Source organism: Streptomyces sp. NPDC044003 (genome assembly GCF_056435185.1).
Map to the genome: position 1 here is coordinate 16,712 of NZ_JBWKFA010000018.1, position 26,784 is coordinate 43,495.

Here is a 26,784-nt window from a genome sequence, read left to right on the forward strand (position 1 = left end):
CCGGAGAGCGGAGGCGTCACCACGCGGCCGGTCTCAGGTCACGCCCCGACCGTCCGCAGCCGTGGGGAGAGCCGCCGCACAGCAACCGGCGTACCGGAGGTCCCCGGCCCACCGCTGGTCGTGCGCCACGGTGCCGGGCGTCGCTGTGTCGCGCCACGAGTGGTGTGTGGTGAAACGCCGTCGCATGCAGGACGGTGCGCTCGGCGATTCCGGCGTCGTGAGCGACGACCCGACCGCCGCGGGCGAGCATCCGCCCGCCCCCGGCCTGGACGGCCGGACCGGCCGGCTTGTTGGAGGCGGCCGGCTTCTCGGGGTCGGAAATGGTGCGGTAGGCACTGACCCAATAGCCCTTGGCCATGCAAACCTTCTGCGTTCGGACAAGCGCGCCAGGCTCTGAGTATCAGGAGCCGATCGGATCAATCCGCGACGGGCAGGCACTCGGCGAGCAGGGCGACGATGTCACGCCAGGCTCGCTGTGCGTGCCGTGGGTGGTAGCCGACGCCGGGCGGCACGGTGTGGTCGACCGTTGGGTGGTGGAAGGCGTGAAGGGCTCCTCCGTAGACCACGAGGCGCCAGTCGACGCCTGCGGCCTGCATCTCTGCGGTGAACGCGTCCCGTTGCGCGGGCGGCATGATCGGGTCTTCCGACCCGACCCCGGCCCATACCGGGCAGCGAATGCGTGCCGCCTCGCCCGGTCGACCCGTGGTCAGTGCGTTGACTGTCCCAATCGCGCGCAGGTCGACGCCATCGCGACCGAGTTCCAGTGCGACTGCGCCCCCGGTGCCGTAGCCGACGGCGGCGGTCCGGTCGGGGTCGGCCCGTGGTTCGGCACGCAACACGTCGAGCGCTGCGTGACCGATTCCTCGCATCCGGTCGGGGTCGGCGAGCAGCGGCATGCAACGGGCCAACATGTCCTCTGGGTCTTCTAAATAGCGTCCGCCGTGGAGGTCGAAGGCCAGCGCCACGTACCCCAGCTCGGCCAGAGCCTCGGCCCGGCGGCGCTCGACATCGCTGAGCCCCATCCCCTCGGGACCGATCAGGACTGCGGGCCGGCGCTCCGCACCGGCCGGGAGCGCGAGGTATCCGATCATCGTCAGGTTGTCAGCCGGGTATTCGACCGTACGGGTCGTGATCGTCGTCATGCGACTGGACGGTAATGACCGGTGCGCCCGCTCGGGGTGGTGTTCACCGATGGCAGACAGCGGCCTGTCCCGACTCCATCACCCGGACGCGTCGGCCGCCTGGCGGCAAGCGATTGTTTGACGACAGGTCAGCGCCTCGCGGAGGTACACGAACCTGCCCGCTAGACGCGAAGGCGATGCGATCACGGCCAAGTCAGATGACGACTCATGGAGCCGTTGCCGGAGGTGGAGTGGTGCGCGCTGCGGGAGGGGACCCGGGTCGCGTTGCGGCAGTGGCTGGATGCCCGGGAGCGGGTGGTGGAGGCGCTGCCGTTGGACGGCCCGGTCCGCGTTGTGGGTGACGCCGCGTGCGTCGGCGGCGGGTCCGCCCGGGGTGACGCTGCGGCCGCAGGGGGTGCGGGTGGCGTATACGAAGGGCGTCACCGCGCTGAACCTGGTGATGGCCGGCCGGTACGGATGGTCTCCGTGGCCGACGCGGATGGAGCAGCTGCGGCGCGCGGTCGAGGCGGAGCCGCTCCCCGCCCGGGCGTACCCCCAGCGGGGTCATGCCCCTCTCCGGCCGGTGCAAGCCCGCATCAGCCGGATCGACTTGCGGCATCGGGCCATTGGAATCACCGTGGAAAGGGGAGGTAAACGTCGCGGCCAGCAGTTCGGCTGCACAGAGGGCTCGATCGCGAGTGCCTCGGGCGGCGGGTGTAGACGGCGCTCGGAACAAGGGTGGCGGAACTCTGGGAACGGCGACGTGCGCAAATCCGGACGTCCACGCACTCAGGAGGAAGCGATGGCAACTCAGACGTTTTCCTACTACGTCGTCCAGAACCTGCCCCCTGGATACCGGGGAGACCTGACGTGGGGCCCTGATCCCTTCTTCAGCCAGGGCACCTTCACCCTGTCCGCCCACCCGGTCACCGACTTCCGCCAGACCCTCTACTGGCTGACACTTGACGACGTCTCGGTGGGCAAGAAGGACATCGGCTCCGGGGACATCGGCAATGTCCAGTCCTACCTCTGGGCGAAGGCGAGGAACAGCGGGCTCAGCGGGCAGGGAACCGTGAAGTCCTACACCGTCTACCTCACCCGTAACACCGCCTGACCGCACTTGAGTTCGCTGGAGGGATTCGGCATGCGCGTTTCTGTTGTACACGACGAGCAGGGATTCATCTCCGCCCTCGTGGCGTCTCCTCCCGGTGCACCGGTGGCGAGCCTCGTGCCGCAGGCGGGTGAGCGCGTGACGGAGTTGGATGTTCCGGAGGTCAGCGCCGAAGGTGACCCCCAGGAGGTCGTCAGGCGCCTGACCGACGTGGTCGAGAACTACCGCGTCGACACAGACACCCGGGCACTTGCCCCCAAGCAGGGCTGAGAGGGCGGTTCGCGACGGGGAGCAGATGCCGCCGCGCGGCCCTGAGTGGCCGTTTGGCGGCCTGTGCCCCTGCGGTCCGCCCGTTCACCGACCTCGGGGTCATGCCCCTGGCCCGCCGGCGAGCCTTTCCGCTACGCCGCGCGTGCGTAATATCTGTGAACTTTGAAGGCCACCACCCTGGTTCGGGGCGGTGGCCTTCGTCGTATCCCTCGTGCCCAGGTCAGCTGGCGAGCTGGAGGGTGCGGCGGTAGCGGGGGATGTCGTCGCGAACGAGCTCGCAGGCGACGAACTGGGCGACGGTGGCAGGGGGACGACGTGGCCGTCGACGGTGACGGCCTCCTCCCGGTCCAGGACGAACGCGATCCGGTGAACGGTGGAGGAGAGCACGCCGCCGCCACGTTCTCCCCGGCCGCAGGCGCCCACCGGGCCCGCCGGAACACCGGCCTGGAGACCGGCAACCTCAACGTCCGCGTCGACGCCGACCTCAAGGCCCGCTTCCAGGCGGCCGTCTGCGACAGGCACACCCGCGTGAAGTGCTGCGACTGCAAGGGCGACCTGACCAGCGCGCACATCCACCTGGACTACGTCGGGCACGCCGACATCACCATGCGCCTGCTGGAGGCGGATCCGCTGCGGACGTGGGAACCGCTCGCGTTCGACGCCGACGGCCCGGCCGTCGTCGGTGTCGGCTGTTCAGGCGACCCGAGTGGCGCTGTCCCGCGGAAGGGTGGCGGGTGACGTGGAGCGCTCCCCGGGGCGACCGTCCGAGACGTCCGCTACCGCGGGAGCGGTGAGCGTCGGGTCGACGGTCAGCAGAGTCGTACCCAAGGGCTCGGTCAGCGACCGCAGTACCGCCTCGGACAGCCGGATCCACGGCTGCCCGGGGCCGAGCGTCGCGACGAGCCGCCCCGGGTCGGTGAAACCGACCGCGGTGCGCGTGCCCAGCGGGGTGCGGAACATCCGTACGGCCATCTGCGCCGAGCCTGCCCGGACGGGGACGTACAGCGGGACGGCGGGGATCCGTTCCTCGGGCTCGGGGTCTTCCTCGTACCGGAACAAGCACATGGGGCCCTCCTGGGGATGCGGTGACGGCGGCTCGCGCCCCGGGGAAGCGGGGAGGCGGCCCCGGAGCGGAACACCGAAGCTATCCCCGTCCCCGCCTCCCTCCGGCCAGGCCTTGACGCGGCCTTGACGACGACCGCGCGAGTCCATACGGGCTGCTGACTCCGCTCCGTCCCGTCCACGGTGTTGCGTTCCTCGCGGTACGTCTGCGGGACCCGCCCGCCGCAGGGACAAGCCCGACGGTGGCCCGACGGGTCGGTGCCGGCCATGTCCGTCAGGGGCGCGTTACCGCTGCCGGGTTCCCCGTCAAGGGTCCGTCAGCGCGGTCGCCGGGTACCGGGCCGACGGGCATACCTTCACCGGGGTGCGCACGGCCGACCGGCCGGCGCGAGGTCGTCTTCTCCGAGAGGCACTGACGTGACCGACATCGAGCACTCCGAGGACCCCGAGCCTTCCGAACGAGGCCCGGCCGGACCTCTGCACGTCCCTGTCCGGTCGGGACCCGCGGGCTGCCGTGCCCGCTTCTTCCGCACGCCCCTCGGCGGCCGGACGGCCGTCGGCTTCACCTCGCAAGCCCGGCTCGCCGCCGCTCTCGGCCCGGACCACCCCGCCATCCGGCTCTCCGAGCAGGCCCTGCGCTCCCTCGCCGAGCCCCTCGGTGTCACCGCGCTCACCGTGGATCCGCGCTACTGCGCCCCTGCTCCGGCCGCCCCGAAGGCCCTTGACGGGGAGGACTCCTGGCGGGACCGGGACCGGGACCCGCAGCACATCGGTGCCCTCCGGGTGGTGGGCGCTGCCGCCGCTGTCTCGTCGCTCCACCTCGTGATCGGCTGAGGAGGCGTCATGTCCACACTCGTCACATCCCCTGTCCCGCCGTCCCCCGGCTCGTCACCCCAGGGGTCCGCACCGGACCGGCGGGACAGCGACGGCCTGTCGATCTGGCCGCGGTCCGCCCGCCCCGGGCGGGACGGTGACCTCCGCGTGGGCGGGGTGTCGCTGACCGAGACCGCGGAGCGGTTCGGCACGCCTGTCTACGTCCTGGACGAAGAGGAGGTCAGGGAGCGGTGCCGTACGTATCGCACCGCGTTTCCCGACGCCGATGTCGTCTACGCCGCCAAGGCGTTCCTGTGCCGGGCCATGGCCCACTGGGTGCGGGAGGAGGGACTGGGCCTGGACGTGTGCTCCGCGGGCGAGATCGCCCTCGCCGTGACCACGGGCTTCCCACCGGAGAGGATCGTGCTGCACGGCAACGCGAAGAGCCCCCAGGACCTGGAGAGCGCGGTGCGCCTCGGCGTCGGGCGCATCGTCGTCGACAGCACCTCGGAGATAGCGCGTCTCGCCGCGATCGTTCCGCAGGGGTCCCGCCAGGGGGTCATGCTGCGGGTCGTGCCAGGTGTGGCAGCCGGCGGCCACGTGAAGGTGCGGACCGGGACGGAGGACCAGAAGTTCGGTCTGTCCGTCACCGACGGCTCCGCCCTGCACGCGGTCGCCCGGGTCCTGGGCCAGCCGCGCCTCGAACTCGTCGGACTGCACTGCCACATCGGGTCGCAGATCACCGGCGTCAAGCCGTACGTGGCGGCGGTGCGGCGCATGCTCGGCCTCATGGCACGGATCAAGGAGCGGCACGGGGTCGAATTCCGGCAGCTGAACATCGGCGGCGGGCACGGCATCGCGTACCGACCCGGCGAGGACAGTCTGAGCGTGCCCGTGCTCGCGGCGCGCGTCCGGGCCGAGCTCGGGGACGGCTGTGCCGGGGCGGGCCTGACCGTGCCCCGGCTCACCGTCGAGCCCGGACGGGCGGTCGTGGGCCCCGCCGGGATCTGCGTCTACCGGGTCCTCGCGGTCAAGCGCACCGGGTCCCGCACCTTCGTCGCCGTCGACGGCGGAATGAGCGACAACCCGCGTCCCGCGCTGTACGGGGTGCGGTACGCGCCCCGGCTGATCGGGCGGCGCTCGACGGCGGCGGCGCGCCTGGTCACGGTCGTCGGGCGGCACTGCGAGGCGGGCGACGTGCTGGCCGACGAGACGGCGCTGCCCGGGGACGTCCACCCCGGCGACCTGCTCGCCGTGCCCGTGGCCGGGGCGTACCACCTGTCCATGGCGTCCGGCTACAACATGGTGGGACGCCCGCCCGTCGTCGCCGTGGCGGGCGGCGTCGCCCGCACGCTCGTGCGCCGCGAGTCCCAGGACGACATGAACCGCCGCGACGTCGGCCTCTGACGATCCCGTACGACGCCGAAGGCTTGCCCTGGGGGTGAGGTCGAGCCAAGACTGGAAGACCACGAACGAGGTCTACCAGGAGCAGCAGGCACGATGACCACTCTCGTCGTCACTCTGCGGAGCGCCCGCGAGCGCGCCGATTACGGGTCCGGTCGCGTCGAGCCCGGCATGATCCGCCCCGGCATGATCCGCCCCAGCATCGAGTCGGCCTCATGAGCGTCACGCGAGTCACTGTTCTGACCGTGCCGGACTGTCCCCACGCCTCCCTCGTGCGGGAGCGGCTGGCAGCCGCGCTGGCCGGCCGTGAGGCGGCGGTCGACGTGGAATTCGTCGAGGTGAACGACGAGGGCGAGGCGGTTCGGCGTGGCATGACCGGCTCGCCGACCGTTCTGGTGAACGGTGTCGACCCCTTCGCCGTTGCCGGTGTGACGCCGAGCGTGTCCTGCCGCCTGTACCGGGACGAGGAGGGGCGCACGGACGGAGCTCCCGACATCGAGACGCTGCGGCGGGTGCTCGCCGGCAGCGAGGAGTCCTGAAGGAAGGGTCATGGATCGACAGGCCGTGTTCGACGATTACGCGAGGGCGCGCCAGACGTTCCATGACCTGCTGGGCGAAGCCACCGCGGCCGATCTCGACCGCCCGACCGACGGCACCCGGTGGAACAACGGTCAGCTGCTGTGGCACATGCTCTTCGGCTACTTCGTCACCCGCGCCCTGCTGCTCCTCGTACGCGTCTTCAGCCGGCTGCCCCGAAGCGTCGGCAAGGGCTTCGCGCGGGTGCTCGACGCGGGGACGCGGCCCTTCGACGTGGTCAACTACCTCGGGCCGCGCGGGGCGGTGAAGGTGTGCGGGCCCCGGAGGACGGGCGCCGCGTTCGACCGGATCACCGGTTCGCTGGAGCGGCGCCTCGCGCGGGAGTCCGAGCGTGACCTGGCGCGGGGCATGCACTTTCCCGTCCGGTGGGACCCGTTCTTCAAGGACTTCATGACCCTCGCGGATCTCTACCGGTATCCCACCCGGCACTTCGACTTCCACCGTCGCCAGCTCACCCTCGGAGAGCGCGGCTGACGCTCGTCAGTCGATGTGGGGGCTGCGACGTTCGACGAGGACGGTGTCGCGCCAGACGCCGTGGTGGCGGCCGATGCGCTCGCGGGTACCGATGACCCGGAAGCCGGCCCGCTGGTGCACGGCGAGGCTCGCGGCGTTCTCCGGGAAGATGCCGGACTGGATCGTCCAGATTCCGGCGGCCTCGGTGGAGCCGACGAGTGCCTTCAGCAGGGCGGAGGCGGCACCCCGGCCGCGGGCGTCGGGGTGCACGTAGACCGAGTGCTCGACGACCCCGGCGTACGCGCACCGGTCGGAGACCTTGGTGGCGGCGACCCAGCCGAGCACGCGCCCGGTCTCGTCGAGGGCGGCGAAGCGGTGCTCGGTCAGCTTGGCGGCGTCGAACTGCTCCCAGGTGGGGGCAGTCGTCTCGAAGGTGGCGTTGCCCTCGTCGATCCCGGCCTGGTAGATCGCGACGACCTCGTCGGCGTGGTCGGCGGTGAGCGGTACGACGACGGTGGACGCGGCGGTCATGCGGCGGCGGCCTTGGTGAGAAGAGCTCCCATGGCGGCGAGAACGGCCGGCTCGACGCGGTAGTAGACCCAGGTGCCGCGCCGCTCGGAGGAGAGCAGCCCGGCCTCCCTGAGCTTCTTCAGGTGGTGGGAGACCGTGGGCTGGGAGACGCCGACGTCGGAGATGTCGCAGACGCACGCCTCGCCGCCCTCGTGCGAGGCGACCGCGGAGAACAGGCGCAGGCGCACCGGATCGCCCAGCGCCTTGAACATGACCGCGGTCCGCTCGGCCTCCTCGGCCGTCAGCGGCCGCTCGGCCAGCGGCGGGCAGCAGGGCTCGACGACGGGCTCCAGCAGCGGCAGCGTCTCCACGTTCGACACATTCGACATGCGTCTATGTTGACACATGTCGAACCAGGAGCCCAGGGCGCTGAACGGTGAAGGGGGGCGGCGCCGACATGGTCGATGAACAGCCCCGCCGTTTCGATGGATGTCTATGTTGACGCCTATCGATGCAAGTGCCATGCTGAGGCCAACGAGAGATCGATGGATGTCGAAGTACGAGGGGAATCGTCATGAACGCCACCGCCACCGAGCAGCTGCCCGTCGTGGTCATCGGGGCCGGCCCGACAGGTCTGGCCGCTGCCGCCCACCTCGTCGACCGCGGTCTGGAGCCGCTGGTCCTGGAGGCCGGGGCGCAGGCGGGTGCGGCGGTGCGCGGATGGTCGCACGTGCGGCTCTTCTCCACCTGGGGCGAGGTCACCGACCAGGCGGCGGAGAAGCTCCTCGCGCCGACGGGCTGGGTGAAGCCCGCCGCGGAGACGTACCCGACCGGCGGCGACTGGGCCGAGCAGTACCTGCAGCCGCTCGCCGACGTCCTCGGCGAGCGGGTACGGACCGGCGCCCGCGTCACCGGTGTCTCCCGGGTCGGCCGCGACCGGATCGTCGACGCCGACCGCGAGACCCAGCCCTTCACCGTCCACGTCACCTACGCGGACGGTCGCGAGGAGCGGATCCTCGCCCGCGCCGTCGTCGACGCCTCCGGTACATGGTCCGTCCCGGGCCCGGCCGGCGGCGACGGGCTCCCGGCGCTCGGCGAGCGCGCGGCGTCCGACCGGATCTCCTACCGCGTACCGGACCTCGAGGACCCGGCGGTCAAGGCCCGTTACGCGGGCAGGCGGACGGCCGTGATCGGCTCCGGCGCCTCCGCCTTCACCGCGCTCGCGTCGCTCGCGGACCTGGCCCGGGAGGAGGAGGGGACGAAGGCGGTGTGGATCCTGCGCCGGGGGATCTCCGGCTCCACCTTCGGCGGCGGCACCGCCGACCAGCTGCCCGCCCGCGGCGCCCTCGGCCTCGCCGCCAGGGCGGCTGTCGACGAGGGGCACGCGGATGCGGTCACGGGCTTCCGTACGGACGCGATCGAGCGGGACGGCGACCGGCTGGTCCTGGTCGCGGAGGACGGCCGCCGCCTCGACCCGGTCGACGAGCTCATCGTGCTCACGGGCTTCCGCCCCGACCTGACCTTCCTCGACGAGCTCCGCCTGGGCCTGGACGAACGCCTCCAAGCGCCGGTCGAGCTGGCTCCGCTGATCGACCCGAACCAGCACTCCTGCGGCACCGTCTACCCGCACGGAGTGAAGGAACTCTCCCACCCGGAGGAAGGGGTGTACCTGGTCGGCATGAAGTCGTACGGCCGCGCGCCCACGTTCCTCGCGCTCACCGGATACGAGCAGGTCCGCTCCGTCGTCGCGGCCATCGCCGGCGACCGGGAGTCCGCCGAGCGCGTCGAACTCGTCCTTCCCGAGACCGGGGTCTGCGGCGGCGCCGGCCTCTTCGACCAGCCGGCCGCCGGCAACCAGTCCGACGGCGGCGGTTGCTGCGCTCCCGCCCCGGCCCTCATCCAGCTCGGCGTCGGCTCCCCGGCCACCTCCGGCGGCTGCTGACCGCCCTCGCCACCCCCGCACAGCAGGAGGCCCGTCATGTCACGTGTACAGCTCGCCCTGCGCGTCCCCGACCTGGCGGCATCCGTCGCCTTCTACAGCAAGCTCTTCGGCACCGAGCCGGCCAAGCTCCGCGACGGCTACGCCAACTTCGCCCTCGCCGACCCGCCGCTCAAGCTCGTCCTCGTCGAAGGCGCCGACGGCGAGGACACCCGACTGGACCACCTGGGCGTGGAGGTCGACACCACCGACGCCGTCCACACCGCCGCCACCAGGCTGGCCCAGGAGGGTCTCGCCACGACGGAGGAGAACGACACCGCGTGTTGCTACGCCCTCCAGGACAAGGTGTGGGTCCACGGCCCGGGCCGCGAGCCGTGGGAGGTGTACGTCGTCAAGGCCGACGCCGACACCCTGGCCAAGCAGCGGGGCGTACATCGCTAGGGGTGGCGGGCACCGCCCTCCGATCGGGCGGCGTCCGATCGGAGGGCGGTGCGGACGCCGGTGATCACCACGGAGATCAGGCAGAGGGCGATGACCGTCTCGGCCCACAGGAAGGCGAACCAGTCCAGCACGCAGCCGATCGGAGGTGTGCCGGGGGCGGTGTTGCGGAACGCCGAGAGGGCGAACAGGGTGGCGGCCATCCAGGCGAGGGCCGGCCAGACCAGGCCCTCGCTGCGGGTGCTCAGGTACCAGGCTCCGATGAGTACGGACGCCGCCAGCGCCCACATCACCACCATCATGAAGACCGCGAAGACCAGCAGGCTGCCCGATCGGGTCACCCCCAGCCCCACGACCGCCTCTTGCGGGGAGGCCGTGGGCGCCGCGGAGATCGAGAAGAGCGTGTCGTTGTTGGAGAACAGCACCCGCACCGGCACCGGCTCACCGCCCAGCACCGCCCAGAACTCGACGTCGGTCTCGTAGGCGTCGAACGGGTAGTCGCTGATCGAGCCACCCGTGATGGCCACCTGTACGTCCCTGGTCGCGAGCCGCTCGTGCGCCTTGAACGCCAGGTCGCCGAGGGTCGCGGCGGAGGTCTGGAGGACGAGATCGGCCACCGGCGCGGTCCCCTCCTCCTCGCCGAAGGTCCCGCGCGGGGTGACCCGGACCCGCAGCACCAGCTCTCTGGCCGCCGCGTCGACGCGTTGGACGGTGGCCTCCACATCCACACGGTCGGCGGCTTTGGAGCCTGCCGTGTGGATCGTGTCGACCGCCTGCCGCTCGGTGAACTGCAGCCGTGACCCCACGCCCACCGCCACCATGATCAGGACCGCGATGGGGACCAGGATCGGGAGGAGGATCGACGCTCCGGAACGGCGTGGGCGAGGCGGGTTCGGCGGTGGGGCCATGGTGACTCCGGCGAGCTGGGGGAACGGCTTGTCCGGGCCGACGCCGGGAGCGAGACCTCGTGCCCCGCGCGGCGCGGTCGGCCGCAGCAGGGCACGCCCCTCGCGGGCAGCCGTCCTGTCCGGGACGCGGGGCGATGGCCGCAGTGCGATCTTCGTCGACCGGGCCGGTGAACCGGGGCAACCCGGCGGGTGTGTCGGAGCCGACCGGACCACTGAGGGGGGTGCGGGGCCATCGGTGCCGACCATCGGGGCCACCGGCGCCGACCATGAGGACATTTCCGGCGACTCGGAGGAGCATCTAATGCTGTGAGGCCGGTACGGCGCGCTACGCCGCCGGTGGACAACAGACGGCGCACGTCGGTCGGCCGCGAGGAGGTGGCCATGATCGTCGACTGTGCTCATTACCAGGACGGGCGCCGCCAGCACGAGGGCGCGATGCCGCTGGAGCAGGCGGCCGCGCACTGCAAGCAGGGCGGGTTCGTCTGGCTGGGCGTCTTCGAACCGGGCCCCGATGAACTGCGCCGGGTCCGGGAGGTCTTCGGCCTGCACGAGCTGGCCGTCGAGGACGCCCGGACGTTCCACCTGCGGCCGAAGGCCGAGCAGTACGAGGACGGCACGGAACTGATCATCCTGCGCACGGCACGCTACGACGACGAGCGCGAGGAGATCGACACCGGCGAGATCAGCATCTTCCTCGCCCAACACTTCGTGATCACCGTGCGCCAGGGCATCGCGAGCGAACTGCACGAAGCGCGGAGGCGGCTCGAAAGCCGCCCCGAGCTGCTGAAGACCGGCAGCGCCTCCACACTGTGGGCCATCTTCGACCAGGTGGTCGACAGCTACGCGCCGGTCGTCGAGGAGCTCGAACGCGACATCGAGGAGATCGAGGCCACCGTGTTCTCCGGGGCGGTCGCCCCGACCGAGAGGATCTACTTCCTGCGCCGCGAGGCGACGGACTTCTACCGCGCCGTGCACCCACTCCTCGCCGTGCTCGGCCGGCGCCTGCAGTCCGGCAAGTCGCCGGCCGCGCTCCAGCCGTACATCCGCGACGTCCACGACCACCTGCTGCTGGTCAACGAGGAGGTCGCCGCACAGCGCGACCTCCTGACCACCGTCCTGGAAGCGAACATCGCGGTGATCTCCGTCGAGCAGAACAAGATCAATCTCAGGCAGAGTGCCACGATGGAGCGGCTCACCATCCTCGCGAGCGTGTTTCTGCCGCTGTCCTTCGTGGTCGGCTTCTTCGGACAGAACTTCGACTGGCTGGTCAGCCACATCACCAGCTTCACGACGTTCCTCGTCCTCACCGTCTGCGGCATGCTGCTGCCGTGCCTGATGCTCTACGTCTGGCTCCGCCGCCGTCGCAGCCACGCGCCACCGCCGGTGTCGGAGGCGACGAACGCCGCACGCGAGAGGTGACCGGCACGCGGCAGCGGGCACGGCAGGCGCGCCGCGCCCGCTGCCGCATGCCGGTACCAGGCCCCGGGCCCCGGAGGCTCGCCGGTGGACGGGCCGGGCGCGTCACCGGCGTGGGATGCTCATTCGTATGGAGGGCGATACCGCGCTTCCCGACACCGGCGGAGGCACGGCACCCGAGGTGCTGGCGCTCGCCAAGGTCGTGACGAAGCTTCGTACCGAGGTCGCCGACCTGGAGGCCGTGACCTCGACGGCGGCCGTCGTGGAGCGGGCCAAGGGCGTGCTGATGGCCCAGGCGGCCGTTTCGGCAGACGCCGCGTACCAGCTGCTCCTCGACCGGGCCGAGCGGCGGCGGGGGACCCTCCTGGAGGAGTGCTGGATCGTCCTGGGCCGGATCGGCCCGCGCCTCCCGCCGACGCCGCGGGACGCGGCGGCCGAGCCGGACGCCCCGCCGCCGGCCCCCTCGCCGTTCCGTACGGGCCGCGACGTCCTCTGTGACCACCAGCCGGGCGGGTCCAGGGTGCTCCTGGCGCGGCTGGCCGAGGGCCTCGCCGACGCGCGTACGGCGGACGACGTGGCGGAACTCCTGCTCGCGGTCCTCGGCGACCCGGAGGACGTGGACGCCGTCATGATCTACCGGCTCGTGGCCACCGGCAGCCTGGAGCTGACAGGGCGCGCCGGCGTCGACGCGGCGCTCGCCGAGCAGTGGAGCCACATCCCGCCGCTCAGCGGCGTCGCGGCGCTCGAGGCGACCACCACCCGCGAGGGGGTCTGGCTCGAAGACCCGGAGGCGGACGCCGTCGAGCACCTGCTGATCGGCGATCCGCCCGAGCGGTGGCCCTCCCGTGCGTGGCTCCCCGTCCCGGGAAGCCCGCCGGCGACGGTGGTCGTGGGGTTCCTCCGTTCCAGGGCGGGTGCGTTCGACACGCACACCCGCACCCTGCTGCGCCGGGTCGTCCGGCTCTGCGGCGTCATCCTCCGGGAAGACCGGGAGCGCGAGGAACCCGGCGCGCTCCCCGCGGAGGCCGGGGCCGTCCAGACGATCCTCGACACCGTGCACGGGCCGATGGTCCTGCTCACCCCCCTGCGGTCGGAGGACGGCGAGGTGGAGGACTACCGCATCGACGCGGCGGCACCGGACTCCGTCGACGTGGCCGGCCGGCGCGGCGGGGAACTGGTCGGACGGCGGGTCCTGGAGACGTACCCCACCGTGGCGGGCACCCCCCTGTGGGACGGGTACCGGGAGACGCTGACCACCGGGACGGTGTACGAGAGCGAACCCTTCACGTACGACGAGGTGACCGCGGGAGTCCCGCGGCAGTCGGTGTACTCGGTGCGGGTGTCCCGGCTGGGGGACCGGCTCGTCGTGTCGTGGATCCGCCACGACACCGGCGAGGCCCAGACCCGCAGGCTCGCCGAACTGCAGCGCCTGGGCAACCTCGGCTGGGTGGGATGGAACCTCGTCACGGACACGATCACCTGGTCCGACCAGGTCTACACCGTCTTCGACCGCGACCCGGCGCTGGGTCCGATACGGATGGAGGACCTGCCCGGGCATCTGACGGCCGACGACCTGCCGAGGCTGGGTTCGGCACTCCAGGGGCTCATCGACGACGGCCGGGCCGTCGACGAGCCGTTCCGCGTCACCACGGGGAAGGGGGTACGCCATCTGCGGTTCGTCGCGGAGGCGCGGACCGACGCGGACGGCGCCCCGGTCGAGGTGCACGGCTTCTTCCAGGACCTCACCGCCCTGCGCGACGCCCAACTCGCCCTGGTCGAGAGCGAGCGCGCCAACCTCGTCCAGCGCGGCATGCTCAAGGCCGAACGCGCCCTGGGCGCCCGGCTCAAGGACACCCTGCTGCCCGTCCCCGAGCAGTCGCTCGAACTCGCAGGACTGTGCGTCGACGTCGCGTACGTCCCGGCCGACACCGGTGTGAACGTCGGCGGCGACTGGTACTCCGCCATCGAACTCCCGGACAAGAGCGCCCTGTTCGTCGTCGGAGACGTGGCCGGCCACGGACTGTCCGCGGTCGGCACCATGGCACAGCTGCGGTTCTACACCAAGGGCATGACCGTCACCGGCTCGGCCCTCCCCGACGTCCTCGGCCGGCTCAACACGCTCCTGCTGCACACGGCGACGGAGCGCGAGGGCGCCACCGCCACCATGGTCATGGGCCGCTACCGGCCCTGGGACCGACGCCTGACCTGGGTACGCGCCGGGCATCTGCCGCCGCTGCTCGTCCGCGGTCGTACGGCGCGCTTCCTGCCACAGCCCGAGGGCTGTCTGCTCGGCGCCGCGTTCCACGCCGAGTACGGCCAGGAGACGCTCGATCTGCTGCCCGGGGACCACCTGCTGTTCTACACGGACGGCCTCGTGGAGGACCCGGGCGAGGACATCGAGGCGGGCCTCGGGCGGCTCGCCGAGAACGCCGTCCGGCTTCTGCGGGACGACGGGAGCGACATGCCGGCCCGCACCCTGGCCGCGCAGCGGACGGGAAACCGCGACGACATCTGCGTCCTGGACATCCACGTCCCCGACGATTCCTGAGCGCCCGCGCCCGCTCAGCCAGTCCTCCCGCACCATGCTCATGGTGTCCTCCTCGTACGGCGCGACGTCTGCGGCCACCTGTATCGCCGCACGCACGCGTCGAGAGGTGCGAGCGCCGTCGGAGCGGGCAGCCGCCAGGCCGACACAGCGCGTGGCACAGTGGTGCCATGTGCGGCCGTTACACCTCGACTCGCAGTCCTGAGGACCTGACCCGTCTCTTCCAGGTCACCGACTGGCGCCCTGCCGAGACGCTCGCGCCCAGCTGGAACGTGGCGCCGACCGACGAGGTCTACGCGGTGCTCGAACGCGCCGGGCGGGACGACGGCGACGAGGTGCGCCGTGAGCTGCGGGCGCTGCGGTGGGGCCTCGTGCCGTCCTGGGCGAAGGACCCCAAGGTCGGCTCCCGGATGATCAACGCCCGGGTCGAGACCGTCCACGAGAAGCCCGCCTACCGGCGTGCCTTCGCCAGGCGCCGCTGTCTCCTGCCCGCCGACGGCTTCTACGAATGGGAGCAGGTGAAGGACGAGGCGACCGGCAGGACCCGCAAGCAGCCCTACTTCATCCACCCTTCCGACGACCAGGTCATGGCCATGGCGGGCCTGTACGAGTACTGGCGCAATCCCGACGTCAAGAGCGACGACGACCCCGACGCCTGGCTGACGACCTGCACGATCATCACCACCGAGGCCACCGACGAGGCCGGCCGCGTCCACCCCCGGATGCCGCTCGCCCTCAGCCCGGACCACTACGACGCCTGGCTCGACCCCCACCACCAGGACACCGACGACCTCCGCGCCCTGCTCACCCGGCCCGCGGACGGCCGGCTCAGCACCCGGCCCGTCTCCACCGCCGTCAACAACGTCCGCAACAACGGAGCCCACCTCCTCGACGCGGCCACCTGACCGGCCGCCCCGCCCAACCCCGTCCGGGCGTCCACCACGTGGCCGACGATCCGCACCCACGGTTGCGCCCGCCCCCTGCGACTGCGCACCGCGGCTCCGGGTAGTCGCCCGACAGGCCGGCCGGCCGCCTGGAGGAGCGATCATGCGCGGAAGCTCGTACTGGATGGAATCGGCGCCGCCCGCCGACCTCCTGCCGCCCCCGGAGGGCGATCTCTCCGCCGACGTGGTCGTCGTGGGAGCCGGTGTCGCCGGACTGTGGACCGCCCGTGAGCTGGCCCGCGCCGGGCGCGAGGTCGTGGTCCTCGAGGCGGGCCGGATCGCCGCCGGGGTGTCCGGGCACAGCACCGGCAAGCTGACCTCCCTGCACGGGCTCTGCTACGAGCGCCTGCGCAGCCGCCGGGGAGCGGAGGCCGCCGCCCTGTACGCCGAGGCCCAGGAGGACGCCCTGCGGCAGGTGCTGCGCTTCTGCGGGGAGCTGGGCATCGACGCGGAGATCGAGCGCCGGCCGGCGTACACGTACACCCTCGACGAGGCGGGCGCGGGGGCGATCCGGGCCGAGGCGACGGCGGCCGCCTCGGCCGGCCTGCGGGCCACCGCGGTGACCGCCACCGACCTCCCGTACCCGGTCGCGGCGGCCGTCCGGGTGGAGGACCAGGCGCAGTTCCACCCGCGTCGCTTCCTGCTCGCCACGGCGGCCGACCTGATCGCGCTCGGCGGCCGCATCCATGAGGGCACGCGGGTCACCGGCCTCCGCGAGGGCGCGGAGTGCCGCCTCACCCTTGAGGGCGGCGCTACGGTCCACGCCCGGGACGTCGTGCTCGCCACCCACTTCCCGCTCCGCTGCCACACCACCCTCCTCATGCGGCTCTCCGTGCGCCGCGAGCCGGTCGTCGCCGCGCCCGTGGAGGAGCGCCACGCCCCGTACGGCATGTACCTGACGCTCGAACAGGGCACCCGCTCGGTGCGCACCGCCCCGCTCGGCGAGGGCCGGCGGCTGCTGATCGTCGCGGGGGAGCCGTCCGCACCCGGCAGCGGGGGGGTGCGCGAGCGGTACGCGCGCCTGGAGGCCTGGGCGCGCGACCGGCTGCCGGGCTTCGCCGACGCGCCGGCGGTCCACCGGTGGGCGGCCCAGGACGTCCACACCGCCGACGGGCTGCCCTGCGTCGGCCACGAGCATCCCGACACCCAGCACGTGTACCTCGCCACCGGCTTCGGCGGATGGGGCCTCACCAACGGCGTGGCGGCGGGCCGCCTGCTCACCGCGCACCTGACCGGCGCCCCGCGCCCGGCCTGGACGGAACTCTTCGACCCGCGCCGCCTGCTGCCCGCCCGCGAACTTCCCGAGGTCGCCCGCCGGCAGACGACCGTGGCCCGGCACTACGTCACCGGCCTGCGGACCGGCCGGCGCTGCACCCACATGGGCTGCGAGCTGGTCTTCGACGAGGCCGAGCAGACCTGGGAGTGCCCCTGCCACGGCTCGCGTTTCGCCTCCGACGGCAGGGTCCTCCAGGGCCCGGCCACCCGCCCCCTGGAGGACTGATGGCCCACCACCAAACAAGTACCGGGGACCCCAGGCCGGTTCACCTCCGCCGAAACCGGCACGCTACGGGTTCGGGGAGAGCCGTTCGACCGCGACGAGGGCCGCGTCGTCGCCGAGGTGGCCGCCCGCGTACGCCTGGAGGTCGGCCCGCAGGCGGTCGAGGAGGGTCTCCGGGTCGTCACCGGCCCAGGCCGTGAGCCGCTCGGTCAGTGGGTAGAAGGCCCGCGTCCGGTCGCGGGCCTCGACGACTCCGTCCGTGTACAGCAGGAGCACGTCGCCGATCTCGAAGGGGAAGGTCTCCACCGTGACGTCCGGGGAGAGGACGTCCGAGAGGCCGAGCGGCGGGCTCGCGTCGGCGGCGTCGAGGGGGACGACGCGCCCCTGCCGCAGGAGCAGCGGGGGCGGGTGCCCGCAGTTCACGAGCCGTACCACCGGCTCGTGGTCCGGGATGTCGAGGACCAGCGCGGTCACGAAGGCCTCGTCCGTGTCGTCGGTGCCGGCTTCCGCCGCGCCCGGGCCCTCCGCCCCCTCCGCCGTGCCGACGCCCTCCTCCAGGTGACCGATCAGCTCCGGGAGCTCCTGCTCGCGATGGGCCGTGACCCGGAAGGCGCCCAGGACGAGCGAGGCCTCGCTGATCGCGTCGAGCCCCTTGCCCCGGGCGTCCCCGATCAGCAGCCGGGTCCCGGACGCCGTACGCGCCGCCGCGTACAGGTCACCGCCCATCTGCGCCTCCTCCTCGGCCGCCAGGTAGACCGAGGCGATGTGCAGCGGCCCCGCCCGGTGGGGGAGCGGGCGCAGCACGACGCTCTGTGCGGCCTGGGCGATGGAGCGCAGGCGGGTCATCCTGTTCTCGTCCCGCTCGCGCAGGTGGGCGAAGAAGGTCGCGATGACGGAGATCAGGACCAGCGCGACGATCTGGTACGTGTGGTTGAGATCCGTGATGCTGGTCCGCGCGACCGCCACCACCGACTGGGCGAGGACCGCGACCGCACCCACGAAGGCCGTCATGCGCGGGCCCGCGAACGAGGCGGTCACCGCCGGCGCGGCGATGAGGAACGGCCCCAGGTGGACCTCGGGCGGCGACAGGACGTCCACCACCGTGACCGCCGCGATCAGCACGAAGGGCACGGCGAGGAGCAGCCGTCCGCGGGCCCGCGAGGCGCGGGGGACGAGGGCTCGCCGGCGGACATCCATGAAAAAGGCATACCGCAGGTGACGGGACATGTCCTGTCGCGCTGATCGCTACGGGGTGAGCCAGCCGCGCAGGACCCTGCTCACGGCGGGCATGGCCACGTAGGTCATGAGCACGTTGAAGACGCAGGCCACGACGGCGCTGCTGAGCAGGACGGGGAGTGCGGTGAGGTGCGGGGTGAGGAAGAGGGCGCCGAGCACGGAGATGGGGTAGATCGCGAGCGTCGCGCTGATCGCCATCTTCCATCGGGGCGGCGCGGGCCGTGTCGAGCCCGGCTTCGCGAACCAGGTCTCCATGCCGGTGAGCTCGCGCCGGGCGATCTCGGTGTGGTGGTGGCCCTGGCAGTCGGCGAACCAGGCGGCCCGCTCGGGGGAGTCCTGCCAGGTCCGGCAGGCCTCCGCGTCCCGGAACCGGTGGACGAGGAACCACGGGGCGTCGCCGCCGGAGGAGCGGAAGAGCCCGTATCGGGAGCGGTTGCGGGCGAAGACGACGAGGCGCAACACCACGAACCGCGCGACACCGGTGAGCGCGGAGGCCGAGAGGTAGACGGCCTGTTCGAGCAGCGCGCCGGGCGCCGCCACCAGCAGGTGCAGCGCGAGCATCGCGAGGCACGTGACCACGTATCCGGCTGCCGCGGATCCGGCCGACTGCGCGTGCTGGCGCCGGCTCGCGCGTCCGCCCGCGCCGAAGGTGAAGCGGGCGTGCAGCTCGGTGGCGAGGAGGGTGGAGACCACGGTGACCAGGGCGTTGGCGAGGGCCCAGGGCATCCAGTGGCCGAGGGCGGCCACCGCGAATCCGGCGGCGCCCCCCACCCCGCCGCCGCACAGCACGAAGCGGGCGAAGGCGGTGAAGGCGCCGGGCGCCGCCCGCTCCCGGTTCCGTGCTGTGTCCATGATCCCCGCCCCCGTCGATGACGTCTCCCCACGAGCGAGTGCCGCTCATGGCGCATTTATGGCGCCATGGCGACCCCTTTGATGTGTCATCGATGGTGTCGGGGCTGTCGACCCCGCGCGCGACAACGGCCCGGTCGCCCCTTCAGGGCATTCGGCGCCGGGCTGCCGCGCGGCGTCGGAGCGCGGCCCGCGGGTTCGGGATATCAGTGGTCGCACACGGCGGTCGGCGTTGATCGCCACTGTCCGGAAAGGCGGGAGCCCCGTGACCGTCCAGCCCATCCCCGAGGGATATCCGCGCGTCACGCCGTACCTCTGTGTCGACGGAGCCGCGGCGGCGATCGACTTCTACGTCTCCGTGCTCGGCGCGACGGAGCGGATGAGGATGCCGGCGCCCGACGGCAGGATCGGCCATGCCGAGCTGGAACTCGGGAACTCGCTCATCATGCTCGCTGACGAGTTCCCGGAGATGAACTTCCGCTCCCCGAAGGCGGTGGGCGGCACGCCCATCACCCTGCACGTGTACGTCCAGGACGTCGACGCGGTCTTCGCCGACGCCCTCTCCCGGGGCGCCAAGGAGCTGTCCGCGGTGAAGAACGAGTTCTACGGCGACCGCACCGGACAGCTGGAGGACCCCTTCGGCCACCGCTGGAACCTCTCGACGCACGTCGAGGACGTCTCTCCGGAGGAGCTGGAGAAGCGGGCAGCGGAGGCCATGCGGGCCATGGGCGACTGAGGTCGCCGGGTGGTGCAGGCAGAAGGGTGCGAGCGGACCCGGTCCGCTCGCACCCTTCTGCTCGTACCGCCTACGAGGCCGGCGACTCGGTACGCGGCTCCGGGAGGCTCTCGCCCTGTGCGGCAGCCGGCGCGCCGTCCGGGGCGCCGAGGTTCCGCGCGGCCCGGTCGAAGTAGCGCAGCAGCTCCACCGGGAACGGCATCACGAGAGTCGAGTTCTTCTCCGCGGCCACCTCGACGACCGTCTGCAGCAGCCGCAGCTGCATCGCCTCCGGGGTGTCGGCCATGATCCGCGACGCGTTGGCCAGCTGCTGCGCCGCCTGGAACTCGCCGTCCGCCGTGATCACCCGCGCCCGCCGCTCCCGCTCGGCCTCCGCCTGCCGGGACATCGACCGCTTGAGGGACTCCGGCAGCTGGACGTCCTTGATCTCGACCCGGTCGATGTGCACGCCCCAGCCGGCCGCCGGGCTGTCGATCATCAACGCCAGCCCCTCGTGCAGCCGTTCACGGTCGGACAGCAGGTCGTCCAGGTCGCTCTTGCCGATGATCGACCGCAGCGAGGACTGGGCCACCTGGCCGACGGCGAAGACGTAGTCCTGGACCTCGATCGCGGCCCGGACCGGGTCGACGACCCGGAAGTAGACCACCGCGTCGACCTTCACCGAGACGTTGTCCCGTGTGATGCCCTCCTGCGTCGGGATCGGCAGCGTCACGACCTGCACGTTCACCTTGCGCATCCGGTCGACGAACGGGACGAGGAAGGTGATCCCCGGCTGCCGGTGACCGGGCTGCGCCTTGCCGAGCCGGAAGACCACCCCCCGCTCCACCTGATTGACGATGCGCATCCCGCTGCGCAGTACGACCAGCACACAGACCACGACGACCAACAACCCGGCTACGGCGCCTTCCACGGCGGCCACCCTTCCCCGAACGGTGAGTAGAACACCGAAGATGACACCGTCCGGGGCCCGCCGGATCCCTGCTGAACGTCAAAGGGCCGTCAAGACTCCGCGGGGGCGATGTTCTGGTTGTGGTGGAAGAAGTTGTCCGGGTCGTACGTCCGCTTCACCTGGGCCAGTCGGTCGTGGTGTCCGCGGTACGTGGCCCGGACCTGGTCCTGGCCCTCGTCCGCGCCCATGAAGTTGACGTATCCGGCGCCCATGGAGTGCGGGTGCAGGGCCTCCCAGTAGTCCACCGCCCAGGTGCGGAGGGCCTCCGCGTCGGACGGTTCGGGGCTGATGCCGGCGATCACGCCGGACCAGATCGCGTCCCGGTAGGCCCAGGCCGTGTCCATGGGGCCCACGCGGTGGGCCGCCGCGTCGACGGGGTAGAGGTGCATCAGCGACAGCGCGGTCGGGATGTTCTCCAGGAAGGTGCGGTGCACGTCGATCGCGTCCTCCGTGATGCGGTCGAAGAACTGGCCGCGCCAGTACCACTGGAGGCCCTTCGGGATCAGCTCGTCGAACATCGCCTGGATCGCCGGGTACGGGATCGGTGTCGCGAAGTGGAAGGCCGGCGGGGCCGGATCGGCGGCCGAGGCGAACGCCTTCCCGAGGCTCTCCTCGTCCGTCGGGCCTGTGGAGCACCAGACGACGCCGCACATCTTCCTGCCGTGGATCTCCTCCGGGAACGGCGGTGCCGGCGGCACCACCATGATGGTGAAGAAGCCGTTCAGGTCGTCCGGCGCCGCCGGCAGGAACTCCCGGTACCAGCGCAGCACCGCCCCGATGTGCTCCGGCTCCCACAGCGTCACGCCGAGGCCGACGTCGTCCACCGGATGCAGGGCGTACCTGAAGGCCGTCACCACGCCGAAGTTGCCGCCGCCACCGCGCAACGCCCAGAAGAGGTCGGGATGTTCGTCCGCCGAGGCGGTGACGACCGAGCCGTCCGCGAGGACCACGTCCGCCGCGAGGAGGTTGTCGATGGTCAGACCGTAGGCGCGGGTCAGATGCCCGTGCCCGCCGCCCAGGGTCAGTCCGCCGACCCCCGTCGTCGACATGACCCCGGCCGGGGTCGCGAGCCCGAAGCCGTGTGCCTCGTGGTCCAGGTCGCCGAGCTGGCTGCCTCCGCCCACCAGCGCTGTCCGCTGCGCGGGGTCCACCCGCACCCAGCGGAGGCCGGACAGGTCGACCACCAGCGCGCCGTCGGCCAGGCACAGGCCGCCGCCGCTGTGTCCGCCGCCGCGGACCGTCAGGTCCATGCCGCTGTCGCGGGCGTACCGCACCGCCGCCCGTACGTCCGTGGTGTCCGCGCACCGCGCGATGACGGCCGGCCGGCGGTCGATCATCGCGTTGTAGATCCGGCGGGCCTCGTCGTACCCCGCGTCCTCCGGGCCGATCACCTCTCCGCGCAAGGTCTCGCGCAGGGTCTCCACCGCCGTGCCGCCCATGGCCACTCCTTCAGGGCACCCCTGACTGCCGGCCGTGCTACCCCTTCAGTCTCCCCCTGCCACGAGGAGGCCGCGAGCTCACCGGACCCGGAAGGTGGCCATCATGCCCATGGCCGAGTGGTCGAGCATGTGGCAGTGGTACACGTAGTCGCCCCGGAACCCGTCGAAGGTCACGTGCAGTTTCACCGTCTCGCCGGGCATCACCCGGACCGTGTCCTTCAGGCCCGCCTCGGTCGGGCCCGCGGGCTTTCCGCCGCGTTCCAGGACCCGGAACTGGACCAGGTGCAGATGGAAGTTGTGCGGGACGCGCTTGTTGGCGTTGGTGACGTGCCAGATCTCGGACGACCCGAAGGCCACCGTGGTGTCGATGCGATCGGGGTCGAACATCTGCCCGTTGACGAACCCCCGCGGATCGGGCCGCCCGTCCTCGTCCATGCTGAGCTCGATGTGGCGGGTGACGGCGGCCTTGGGCAGGGCGGCGGCGGGCGGCAGGGCGCGCAGGACCCGGGGAACGCTGCTGGGGTCGTCGGCGGTGCGCACGACGTCGAAGCGGAGCACCTTGCCGATCTGCTCGGGCTTGCCGGGGCCGCTGTTGACGAGCACCAGCCGGGTGCCGACACGATGGCGGGAGAAGTCGACGACCACGTCGGCGCGTTCGCCGGGGGAGAGCGTGAGGACGGGTACGGCGACGGGGCGTTCGAGCAGTCCGCCGTCCGACGCTATCTGCGTGAGCGGAGTCCCGTCGGACAGGCTCAGCGCGAAGAGGCGCAGGTTGGAGCCGTTGAGCAGACGGAGGCGGTACTTGCGGGCCGCGACCTGGAAGTACGGGGTGGGTCTGCCGTTGGCGAGGATGGTGGTGCGGTTCCGGTCGGACATCGTGTACGCCAGCTGCCCGTTCGCGTCGAAGCGGGCGTCGCGGATCGTGATGGGTACGTCGTACCGGCCCTTGGGCAGCGGAAGGCTCTGTTCGAGGTCGTCGGTGAGCAGATAGCTGCCGGAGAGGCCGCGGTAGACGTGCTCGGCCTCCATGTGGTGGGCGTGGTCGTGGAACCAGAGCGAGGCGTGGGGCTGCCGGTTGGTGTAGACGTACGTCCGCGAGGTGCCGGGGGCGAAGACGTCCATCGGGTTGCCGTCGGAAGAGGGTGGGACGCTCGCGCCGTGCAGGTGGACGGAGACGGGCATGTCGAGGCCGTTGCGGTGGCGGACGAGGACCCGGCGCCCGGAGCGGGCGTGGATGACGGGGCCGGGGAAGTGCCCGTCGTAGGTCAGGACATCGGTGGCGGTGCCCGGCAGGATCTGGGCCTCGGCCCTGCGGATGGTCAGCTGGTAGACGTCCACCCCGCCCGTCGAGGTGAGGGGACGCAGCACGGTCGGGACCGGCATGGCCGTGGAGAAGGCGGGCGGTACGGGGTCGGGCGCGCGGAGCGGACCGGCCGGCGGCAGGGCCTGCGCCGCGTGCGCCTCGCCCCCGGCGAAGGTGCCGGGGGCGAGGAGCGGCAGGCCTGCGGCGGCGACGGCTCCGCCGAGCACACGGCGACGGGTGATCATCGGCTTCCTCCCGGGTGGTGGGCGGCACGTGACGCCGGACTGGTGGCTTCCGGCGGGCCGGCCGACACCCTGTGATCCAGGTCTAGCCGAGGTCGGGACGAACCGCACACGGCGATGGCCTTACCGGGGGAAGGCGGTGCGCAGGGCCGGGCCGCGGGTGAGGAGGGCCAGGCGGATCACGGGCAGCATGCAGACGGTCTGCATCACCGCGTACCAGGGCGGGCAGACGCCCGGGATCAGGTCGACGCCGATGATCGCGATCGGCAGGATGACGGACAGGGCCCGCACCCGCTCGAAGGCCCGCCGGGATCCGCGGGAGGCGGACACGGCCGGCCGGTGGACGAGGACGGCGACCAGGGGCAGCAGGACGGCGCGTACCCACATGAACGTGTTGACCTGATGACCGCTGCCCGCCACCACGGCGACCGTGAGGAGGGAGAGGGCGGCGAGTGCGCCGAAGATCTTGACGTTCGTCGTCGCCGTGCCGAAGGCTCGCCGGGTGAGGTCGCTGTCGAAGGGGGCGGCCGTGGACGGGGTGTTCAGGTCGGTTTCCATACCCACGACCCTGCCGGGTGGCCGGTATCCGTCTGGGCGCACGAGGGGGTGGGGCCGGCCACACTCCTCGGCCGACCGGGGCGGCGCGGGGCCGCGTCCGGTACACAGTGGACGCGCCGGACGGAAGACGGAGGCGGAGGCATGAGGCAGCTGGTGACGTGGTCGGTGCGGGTCGGCGTGGGGTTCTCAAGAGCGTGCGCCGTGGCGGCCGTCAGCATGCTGATCCCCGCCGTGTGGGCCGCCGCGGTCGCGCTGGGCATCTGGTGGGGACCGGGCAACCCCTGGTCGTGGCTCGCACCGGTCGTACTCGTGGGGGTGGGCACGCTCGCCCTGTCCCGGCCGGTCTGCCGGACCGTCCGTCACCTCGTCGCCCGGTGGACGGGCACCGTCGTCCCCGCCGGCTACCGGGAGGCCCCGCCGGTCACCCGGATGTCCACCGGGTACTGGTGGAACGGCTTCGGCTACGAACGCACCCGCCGCGACGCCCTCATGGACCAGAAGCGGCGCCTCCGGTGGAACGACCCCGCCAACCTGCGCGACCTGCGGTTCACCGCGATCCTGCCGCTCACCGCGGGCCTCGTCGCCTGCCTCCCTCCCGCCGGGGTGGCCGTGGCCGTCCTCGGACTCGTGCTCGACGCCTGGGGGACCCCCGGCCGCATCGCCGGACCGCTCGGCCTGCTGACGGCCGTCGCCCTCGCCCCGTACGCCTGGCGGACGATCGAGCCGGTCGCCGTGCGCTTCCTGCGCCCGTCGTCCGCGATGGCCCTCGCGGAACGCGTGGAGGAACTGACCGCCCAGCGCGCCGATGTGACGAACATTCAGGCCGCCGAGATCCGCCGGATCGAGCGCGACCTGCACGACGGGGCACAGGCCCGACTGGTGGGCCTCGGGCTCTCCCTGGCGACGGCGGAGAAACTGATGGAGACGGATCCCGAGCGGGCGAAGGCCCTCATGAAGGAGGCACGGGCGGGCGCCACCGCCTCCCTGACCGAACTCCGGGAACTGGTCAGGGGCATCAACCCGCCCGTCCTGAGCGACCGGGGGCTCGTCGACGCCGTCCGCGCGCTCGCCCTGGACAGCCCGCTCGACGTCACCGTCGACGCGGACCTGCGCCACCGCCCGGACCCGCCCGTCGAATCGGCCGTCTACTTCGCCGTCGCCGAGCTACTGAGCAACGCCGTCAAGCACGCCGGGGCGACCCGGGTCCGGATCTCCCTCACCCGAGCCGGCACCGGCACGGCCGAGGCAGCGGAGACGGGCACCGGCGTCGTCGAGGTCGAGGTCGAGGACGACGGCCGCGGCGGAGCGCTCGTCCGGGACGGCGGCGGGCTCGCCGGACTACGCCGCCGGCTCGCCGTCTTCGACGGCACCCTGGAGATCGACAGCCCGGCGGGCGGCCCGACCCGCGTGACCCTGGAGGTGCCATGCGCATCGTCGTAGCCGAAGACCTGTACCTGTTGCGCGACGGGATGGTCCGGCTCATCGAGGCCTACGGCCACGAGGTGGTGGCGACGGCGGCCACCGGACCCGAGACGCTGCAGGCCCTGCGCACCTGGCGGCCCGATGTCGCCGTCGTCGACGTCCGTATGCCGCCGAGCCACACGGACGAGGGCCTGCGGGCCGCCATCGCCGCCCGTGCCGAACTGCCCGGACTGCCGGTCCTGATCCTCTCCCAGTACGTCGAGCAGCTCTATGCCCGGGAGTTGCTCGCCGACGGCTCCGGCGGTATCGGCTACTTCCTCAAGGACAGCGTGTTCGACGCCGACCAGTTCATCGACGCCCTGGAACGCGTGGCGGCCGGCGGGACCGCGATGGACCCGGCCGTCATCGCCAAGCTGCTGTCCGGAGCGCCGTCGAACCGGCGCCTGGAGAAGCTCACCGAACGCGAGCACTCCGTGCTCGGCCTCATGGCCGAAGGACTGTCCAACCAGGTCATCGCCCAGCGCCTCTTCCTCAGTGAGAGCGCCATCGGGAAGTACACGACCTCCCTGTTCGGCAAGCTCGGCATCGTCGACGACGGCACCAACAACCGCCGTGTCCTCGCCGTCCTGGCCTACCTGAACAAGGACTGACGACGGATCAGCCCGTCTTCGCCAGCCCCGTCGCCCGGCCGTCCGCGTCCCAGGTGATCTCCAGGATCCCGTCGACGGCGGCACGGTCGATCGGCCCGAACACGTGCGGGAAGAGCGTCTCCTCGGAGACGCCGGGCGGCGGGGTCGGCGCGGCGGCCTCCCACTCCGTCCTGGCCGTGAGCCGGCTCTCGTCGAGAAGGAGGACCAGGAGCGGCCGGGAGGCGCCGCGGTAGAAGGCGTTGACGACGGCGAGCGTGGTCGGCTCGTCGGGGGAGCAGTGGACGAAACCCTCCTCCGCGAGGGAGACGGGGGCGTACGGCTCCTCGGGCCGGGCGGACCATTCGGCGGACGTCACGACGTGGTAGATCATG

General features: G+C 72.2%; 29 protein-coding genes and 1 pseudogene. 17 read left to right on the plus strand and 13 right to left on the minus strand.

Features of this window, described 5'->3' with window-relative positions; all coding sequences use genetic code 11:
- Positions 1–16 precede the first annotated feature (16 nt).
- Together AC07AW_RS38920 and AC07AW_RS38925 are read right to left on the minus strand one after the other, a co-directional pair.
- Complete coding sequence (locus AC07AW_RS38920) at positions 17–358, minus strand: DUF1330 domain-containing protein (RefSeq protein ID WP_478820191.1); 342 nt, start codon at positions 356–358, stop codon at positions 17–19.
- Positions 359–416: 58 nt separating this feature from the next.
- Positions 417–1,142, minus strand: a complete 726-nt coding sequence (locus tag AC07AW_RS38925; protein ID WP_478820192.1) for a dienelactone hydrolase family protein — start codon at positions 1,140–1,142, stop codon at positions 417–419.
- Between the two features lie 781 nt (positions 1,143–1,923).
- Here AC07AW_RS38925 and AC07AW_RS38930 point away from each other — a divergent pair.
- The 3 genes from AC07AW_RS38930 to AC07AW_RS38940 all read left to right on the plus strand — a co-directional run bounded on the left by AC07AW_RS38930 (position 1,924) and on the right by AC07AW_RS38940 (position 3,240).
- Positions 1,924–2,235 carry a hypothetical protein gene (locus AC07AW_RS38930; RefSeq protein ID WP_478820193.1) on the plus strand — a complete coding sequence of 104 codons (312 nt, stop codon included), beginning with the start codon at positions 1,924–1,926 and terminating at the stop codon, positions 2,233–2,235.
- Positions 2,236–2,241: 6 nt separating this feature from the next.
- Complete coding sequence (locus AC07AW_RS38935; RefSeq protein WP_478820194.1) at positions 2,242–2,502, plus strand: hypothetical protein; 261 nt, start codon at positions 2,242–2,244, stop codon at positions 2,500–2,502.
- A 315-nt stretch (positions 2,503–2,817) separates the two neighbouring features.
- Positions 2,818–3,240, plus strand: coding sequence for a hypothetical protein (locus AC07AW_RS38940; RefSeq protein ID WP_478820195.1), 423 nt, complete (start codon positions 2,818–2,820; stop codon positions 3,238–3,240).
- Here AC07AW_RS38940 and AC07AW_RS38945 read toward each other — a convergent pair.
- Positions 3,196–3,567, minus strand: coding sequence for an SAV_915 family protein (locus tag AC07AW_RS38945; protein WP_478820196.1), 372 nt, complete (start codon positions 3,565–3,567; stop codon positions 3,196–3,198). The genes AC07AW_RS38940 and AC07AW_RS38945 overlap by 45 nt on opposite strands.
- 414 nt (positions 3,568–3,981) lie before the next feature.
- Between AC07AW_RS38945 and AC07AW_RS38950 the strand changes: the two genes are divergently transcribed.
- The 5 genes from AC07AW_RS38950 to AC07AW_RS38970 all read left to right on the plus strand — a co-directional run bounded on the left by AC07AW_RS38950 (position 3,982) and on the right by AC07AW_RS38970 (position 6,852).
- The gene (locus tag AC07AW_RS38950) at positions 3,982–4,398 is read left to right on the plus strand and encodes an SAV_915 family protein (protein WP_478820197.1); all 417 of its coding nucleotides are present in this window, start codon (positions 3,982–3,984) and stop codon (positions 4,396–4,398) included.
- A gap of 9 nt (positions 4,399–4,407) precedes the next feature.
- The gene (lysA, locus tag AC07AW_RS38955; protein ID WP_478820198.1) at positions 4,408–5,784 is read left to right on the plus strand and encodes a diaminopimelate decarboxylase; all 1,377 of its coding nucleotides are present in this window, start codon (positions 4,408–4,410) and stop codon (positions 5,782–5,784) included.
- Positions 5,785–5,877: 93 nt separating this feature from the next.
- The gene (locus tag AC07AW_RS38960; protein ID WP_478820199.1) at positions 5,878–6,000 is read left to right on the plus strand and encodes a hypothetical protein; all 123 of its coding nucleotides are present in this window, start codon (positions 5,878–5,880) and stop codon (positions 5,998–6,000) included.
- Positions 5,997–6,320, plus strand: a complete 324-nt coding sequence (locus AC07AW_RS38965; protein ID WP_478820200.1) for a hypothetical protein — start codon at positions 5,997–5,999, stop codon at positions 6,318–6,320. The genes AC07AW_RS38960 and AC07AW_RS38965 overlap by 4 nt, the downstream gene beginning before the upstream one ends.
- Positions 6,321–6,330: 10 nt before the next feature.
- A complete protein-coding gene (locus AC07AW_RS38970) occupies positions 6,331–6,852 on the plus strand; it encodes a DinB family protein (protein WP_478820201.1) in 522 nt (173 codons plus the stop codon).
- A gap of 6 nt (positions 6,853–6,858) precedes the next feature.
- Here AC07AW_RS38970 and AC07AW_RS38975 read toward each other — a convergent pair whose 3' ends face one another.
- Positions 6,859–7,362, minus strand: a complete 504-nt coding sequence (locus AC07AW_RS38975) for an N-acetyltransferase family protein (RefSeq protein ID WP_478820202.1) — start codon at positions 7,360–7,362, stop codon at positions 6,859–6,861.
- Complete coding sequence (locus AC07AW_RS38980) at positions 7,359–7,721, minus strand: ArsR/SmtB family transcription factor (RefSeq protein ID WP_478820291.1); 363 nt, start codon at positions 7,719–7,721, stop codon at positions 7,359–7,361. The genes AC07AW_RS38975 and AC07AW_RS38980 overlap by 4 nt, the downstream gene beginning before the upstream one ends.
- Positions 7,722–7,915: 194 nt before the next feature.
- On the opposite strand from AC07AW_RS38980, the gene AC07AW_RS38985 reads away from it, so the two are divergent.
- Both AC07AW_RS38985 and AC07AW_RS38990 read left to right on the plus strand, forming a co-directional pair.
- Positions 7,916–9,283, plus strand: coding sequence for an NAD(P)-binding domain-containing protein (locus AC07AW_RS38985; RefSeq protein ID WP_478820203.1), 1,368 nt, complete (start codon positions 7,916–7,918; stop codon positions 9,281–9,283).
- Positions 9,284–9,319: 36 nt separating this feature from the next.
- Positions 9,320–9,721, plus strand: coding sequence for an ArsI/CadI family heavy metal resistance metalloenzyme (locus AC07AW_RS38990; RefSeq protein WP_478820204.1), 402 nt, complete (start codon positions 9,320–9,322; stop codon positions 9,719–9,721).
- On the opposite strand, the gene AC07AW_RS38995 is transcribed toward AC07AW_RS38990, so the two are convergent.
- Entirely contained in the window at positions 9,718–10,626 is a 909-nt protein-coding gene (locus AC07AW_RS38995) for a DUF4436 family protein (protein ID WP_478820205.1), read from the minus strand. The genes AC07AW_RS38990 and AC07AW_RS38995 overlap by 4 nt on opposite strands.
- A gap of 381 nt (positions 10,627–11,007) precedes the next feature.
- Here AC07AW_RS38995 and AC07AW_RS39000 point away from each other — a divergent pair, with 381 nt between their 5' ends.
- From AC07AW_RS39000 to AC07AW_RS39015, 4 genes are all read left to right on the plus strand, one after another.
- A complete protein-coding gene (locus AC07AW_RS39000) occupies positions 11,008–12,045 on the plus strand; it encodes a magnesium and cobalt transport protein CorA (RefSeq protein WP_478820206.1) in 1,038 nt (345 codons plus the stop codon).
- A gap of 127 nt (positions 12,046–12,172) precedes the next feature.
- Positions 12,173–14,590 (plus strand): PP2C family protein-serine/threonine phosphatase, encoded by a 2,418-nt coding sequence (locus AC07AW_RS39005; RefSeq protein WP_478820207.1) that lies wholly within the window; start codon positions 12,173–12,175, stop codon positions 14,588–14,590.
- 167 nt (positions 14,591–14,757) lie between these two features.
- A complete protein-coding gene (locus AC07AW_RS39010) occupies positions 14,758–15,492 on the plus strand; it encodes an SOS response-associated peptidase (protein ID WP_478820208.1) in 735 nt (244 codons plus the stop codon).
- 142 nt (positions 15,493–15,634) lie between these two features.
- On the plus strand, positions 15,635–17,032 hold the full coding sequence (locus AC07AW_RS39015; protein ID WP_478820209.1) for an FAD-dependent oxidoreductase: 1,398 nt from the start codon (positions 15,635–15,637) through the stop codon (positions 17,030–17,032).
- A gap of 63 nt (positions 17,033–17,095) precedes the next feature.
- Here the strand turns inward: AC07AW_RS39015 and AC07AW_RS39020 are convergent, their stop codons facing one another.
- Positions 17,096–18,226 carry a PP2C family protein-serine/threonine phosphatase gene (locus AC07AW_RS39020; protein ID WP_478820210.1) on the minus strand — a complete coding sequence of 377 codons (1,131 nt, stop codon included), beginning with the start codon at positions 18,224–18,226 and terminating at the stop codon, positions 17,096–17,098.
- Between the two features lie 462 nt (positions 18,227–18,688).
- Positions 18,689–19,117 (minus strand): annotated as a pseudogene (locus AC07AW_RS39025) (GtrA domain-containing protein); the annotation flags it as partial.
- A gap of 262 nt (positions 19,118–19,379) precedes the next feature.
- Here AC07AW_RS39025 and AC07AW_RS39030 point away from each other — a divergent pair.
- On the plus strand, positions 19,380–19,850 hold the full coding sequence (locus AC07AW_RS39030; protein WP_478820211.1) for a VOC family protein: 471 nt from the start codon (positions 19,380–19,382) through the stop codon (positions 19,848–19,850).
- Between the two features lie 70 nt (positions 19,851–19,920).
- On the opposite strand, the gene AC07AW_RS39035 is transcribed toward AC07AW_RS39030, so the two are convergent.
- The 4 genes from AC07AW_RS39035 to AC07AW_RS39050 all read right to left on the minus strand — a co-directional run bounded on the left by AC07AW_RS39035 (position 19,921) and on the right by AC07AW_RS39050 (position 24,341).
- Entirely contained in the window at positions 19,921–20,760 is an 840-nt protein-coding gene (locus AC07AW_RS39035) for a slipin family protein (RefSeq protein WP_478820212.1), read from the minus strand.
- Between the two features lie 89 nt (positions 20,761–20,849).
- Positions 20,850–22,238 (minus strand): FAD-binding oxidoreductase, encoded by a 1,389-nt coding sequence (locus AC07AW_RS39040; RefSeq protein WP_478820213.1) that lies wholly within the window; start codon positions 22,236–22,238, stop codon positions 20,850–20,852.
- A gap of 78 nt (positions 22,239–22,316) precedes the next feature.
- Positions 22,317–23,786 (minus strand): multicopper oxidase family protein, encoded by a 1,470-nt coding sequence (locus tag AC07AW_RS39045; protein ID WP_478820214.1) that lies wholly within the window; start codon positions 23,784–23,786, stop codon positions 22,317–22,319.
- A gap of 120 nt (positions 23,787–23,906) precedes the next feature.
- The gene (locus tag AC07AW_RS39050) at positions 23,907–24,341 is read right to left on the minus strand and encodes a hypothetical protein (RefSeq protein ID WP_478820215.1); all 435 of its coding nucleotides are present in this window, start codon (positions 24,339–24,341) and stop codon (positions 23,907–23,909) included.
- A 141-nt stretch (positions 24,342–24,482) separates the two neighbouring features.
- Here AC07AW_RS39050 and AC07AW_RS39055 point away from each other — a divergent pair, with 141 nt between their 5' ends.
- Both AC07AW_RS39055 and AC07AW_RS39060 read left to right on the plus strand, forming a co-directional pair.
- Positions 24,483–25,781 carry a sensor histidine kinase gene (locus AC07AW_RS39055; RefSeq protein WP_478820216.1) on the plus strand — a complete coding sequence of 433 codons (1,299 nt, stop codon included), beginning with the start codon at positions 24,483–24,485 and terminating at the stop codon, positions 25,779–25,781.
- Positions 25,766–26,413, plus strand: coding sequence for a response regulator transcription factor (locus tag AC07AW_RS39060; protein WP_478820217.1), 648 nt, complete (start codon positions 25,766–25,768; stop codon positions 26,411–26,413). The genes AC07AW_RS39055 and AC07AW_RS39060 overlap by 16 nt, the downstream gene beginning before the upstream one ends.
- Before the next feature lie 7 nt (positions 26,414–26,420).
- Here AC07AW_RS39060 and AC07AW_RS39065 read toward each other — a convergent pair whose 3' ends face one another.
- Positions 26,421–26,783 (minus strand): DUF952 domain-containing protein, encoded by a 363-nt coding sequence (locus AC07AW_RS39065; protein WP_478820218.1) that lies wholly within the window; start codon positions 26,781–26,783, stop codon positions 26,421–26,423.
- Position 26,784 lies beyond the last annotated feature (1 nt).

Coding starts and splice junctions, on each gene's coding strand:
- AC07AW_RS38920 (WP_478820191.1), bottom strand. CDS start 358: ATGGCCAAGGGCTATTGGGTCAGTGCCTACCGCACCATTTCCGACCCC.
- AC07AW_RS38925 (WP_478820192.1), bottom strand. CDS start 1,142: ATGACGACGATCACGACCCGTACGGTCGAATACCCGGCTGACAACCTG.
- AC07AW_RS38930 (WP_478820193.1), top strand. CDS start 1,924: ATGGCAACTCAGACGTTTTCCTACTACGTCGTCCAGAACCTGCCCCCT.
- AC07AW_RS38945 (WP_478820196.1), bottom strand. CDS start 3,567: ATGTGCTTGTTCCGGTACGAGGAAGACCCCGAGCCCGAGGAACGGATC.
- lysA (WP_478820198.1), top strand. CDS start 4,408: ATGTCCACACTCGTCACATCCCCTGTCCCGCCGTCCCCCGGCTCGTCA.
- AC07AW_RS38960 (WP_478820199.1), top strand. CDS start 5,878: ATGACCACTCTCGTCGTCACTCTGCGGAGCGCCCGCGAGCGCGCCGAT.
- AC07AW_RS38965 (WP_478820200.1), top strand. CDS start 5,997: ATGAGCGTCACGCGAGTCACTGTTCTGACCGTGCCGGACTGTCCCCAC.
- AC07AW_RS38970 (WP_478820201.1), top strand. CDS start 6,331: ATGGATCGACAGGCCGTGTTCGACGATTACGCGAGGGCGCGCCAGACG.
- AC07AW_RS38975 (WP_478820202.1), bottom strand. CDS start 7,362: ATGACCGCCGCGTCCACCGTCGTCGTACCGCTCACCGCCGACCACGCC.
- AC07AW_RS38985 (WP_478820203.1), top strand. CDS start 7,916: ATGAACGCCACCGCCACCGAGCAGCTGCCCGTCGTGGTCATCGGGGCC.
- AC07AW_RS38990 (WP_478820204.1), top strand. CDS start 9,320: ATGTCACGTGTACAGCTCGCCCTGCGCGTCCCCGACCTGGCGGCATCC.
- AC07AW_RS38995 (WP_478820205.1), bottom strand. CDS start 10,626: ATGGCCCCACCGCCGAACCCGCCTCGCCCACGCCGTTCCGGAGCGTCG.
- AC07AW_RS39000 (WP_478820206.1), top strand. CDS start 11,008: ATGATCGTCGACTGTGCTCATTACCAGGACGGGCGCCGCCAGCACGAG.
- AC07AW_RS39005 (WP_478820207.1), top strand. CDS start 12,173: ATGGAGGGCGATACCGCGCTTCCCGACACCGGCGGAGGCACGGCACCC.
- AC07AW_RS39010 (WP_478820208.1), top strand. CDS start 14,758: ATGTGCGGCCGTTACACCTCGACTCGCAGTCCTGAGGACCTGACCCGT.
- AC07AW_RS39015 (WP_478820209.1), top strand. CDS start 15,635: ATGCGCGGAAGCTCGTACTGGATGGAATCGGCGCCGCCCGCCGACCTC.
- AC07AW_RS39020 (WP_478820210.1), bottom strand. CDS start 18,226: ATGGATGTCCGCCGGCGAGCCCTCGTCCCCCGCGCCTCGCGGGCCCGC.
- AC07AW_RS39040 (WP_478820213.1), bottom strand. CDS start 22,238: ATGGGCGGCACGGCGGTGGAGACCCTGCGCGAGACCTTGCGCGGAGAG.
- AC07AW_RS39045 (WP_478820214.1), bottom strand. CDS start 23,786: ATGATCACCCGTCGCCGTGTGCTCGGCGGAGCCGTCGCCGCCGCAGGC.
- AC07AW_RS39050 (WP_478820215.1), bottom strand. CDS start 24,341: ATGGAAACCGACCTGAACACCCCGTCCACGGCCGCCCCCTTCGACAGC.
- AC07AW_RS39055 (WP_478820216.1), top strand. CDS start 24,483: ATGAGGCAGCTGGTGACGTGGTCGGTGCGGGTCGGCGTGGGGTTCTCA.
- AC07AW_RS39060 (WP_478820217.1), top strand. CDS start 25,766: ATGCGCATCGTCGTAGCCGAAGACCTGTACCTGTTGCGCGACGGGATG.
- AC07AW_RS39065 (WP_478820218.1), bottom strand. CDS start 26,783: ATGATCTACCACGTCGTGACGTCCGCCGAATGGTCCGCCCGGCCCGAG.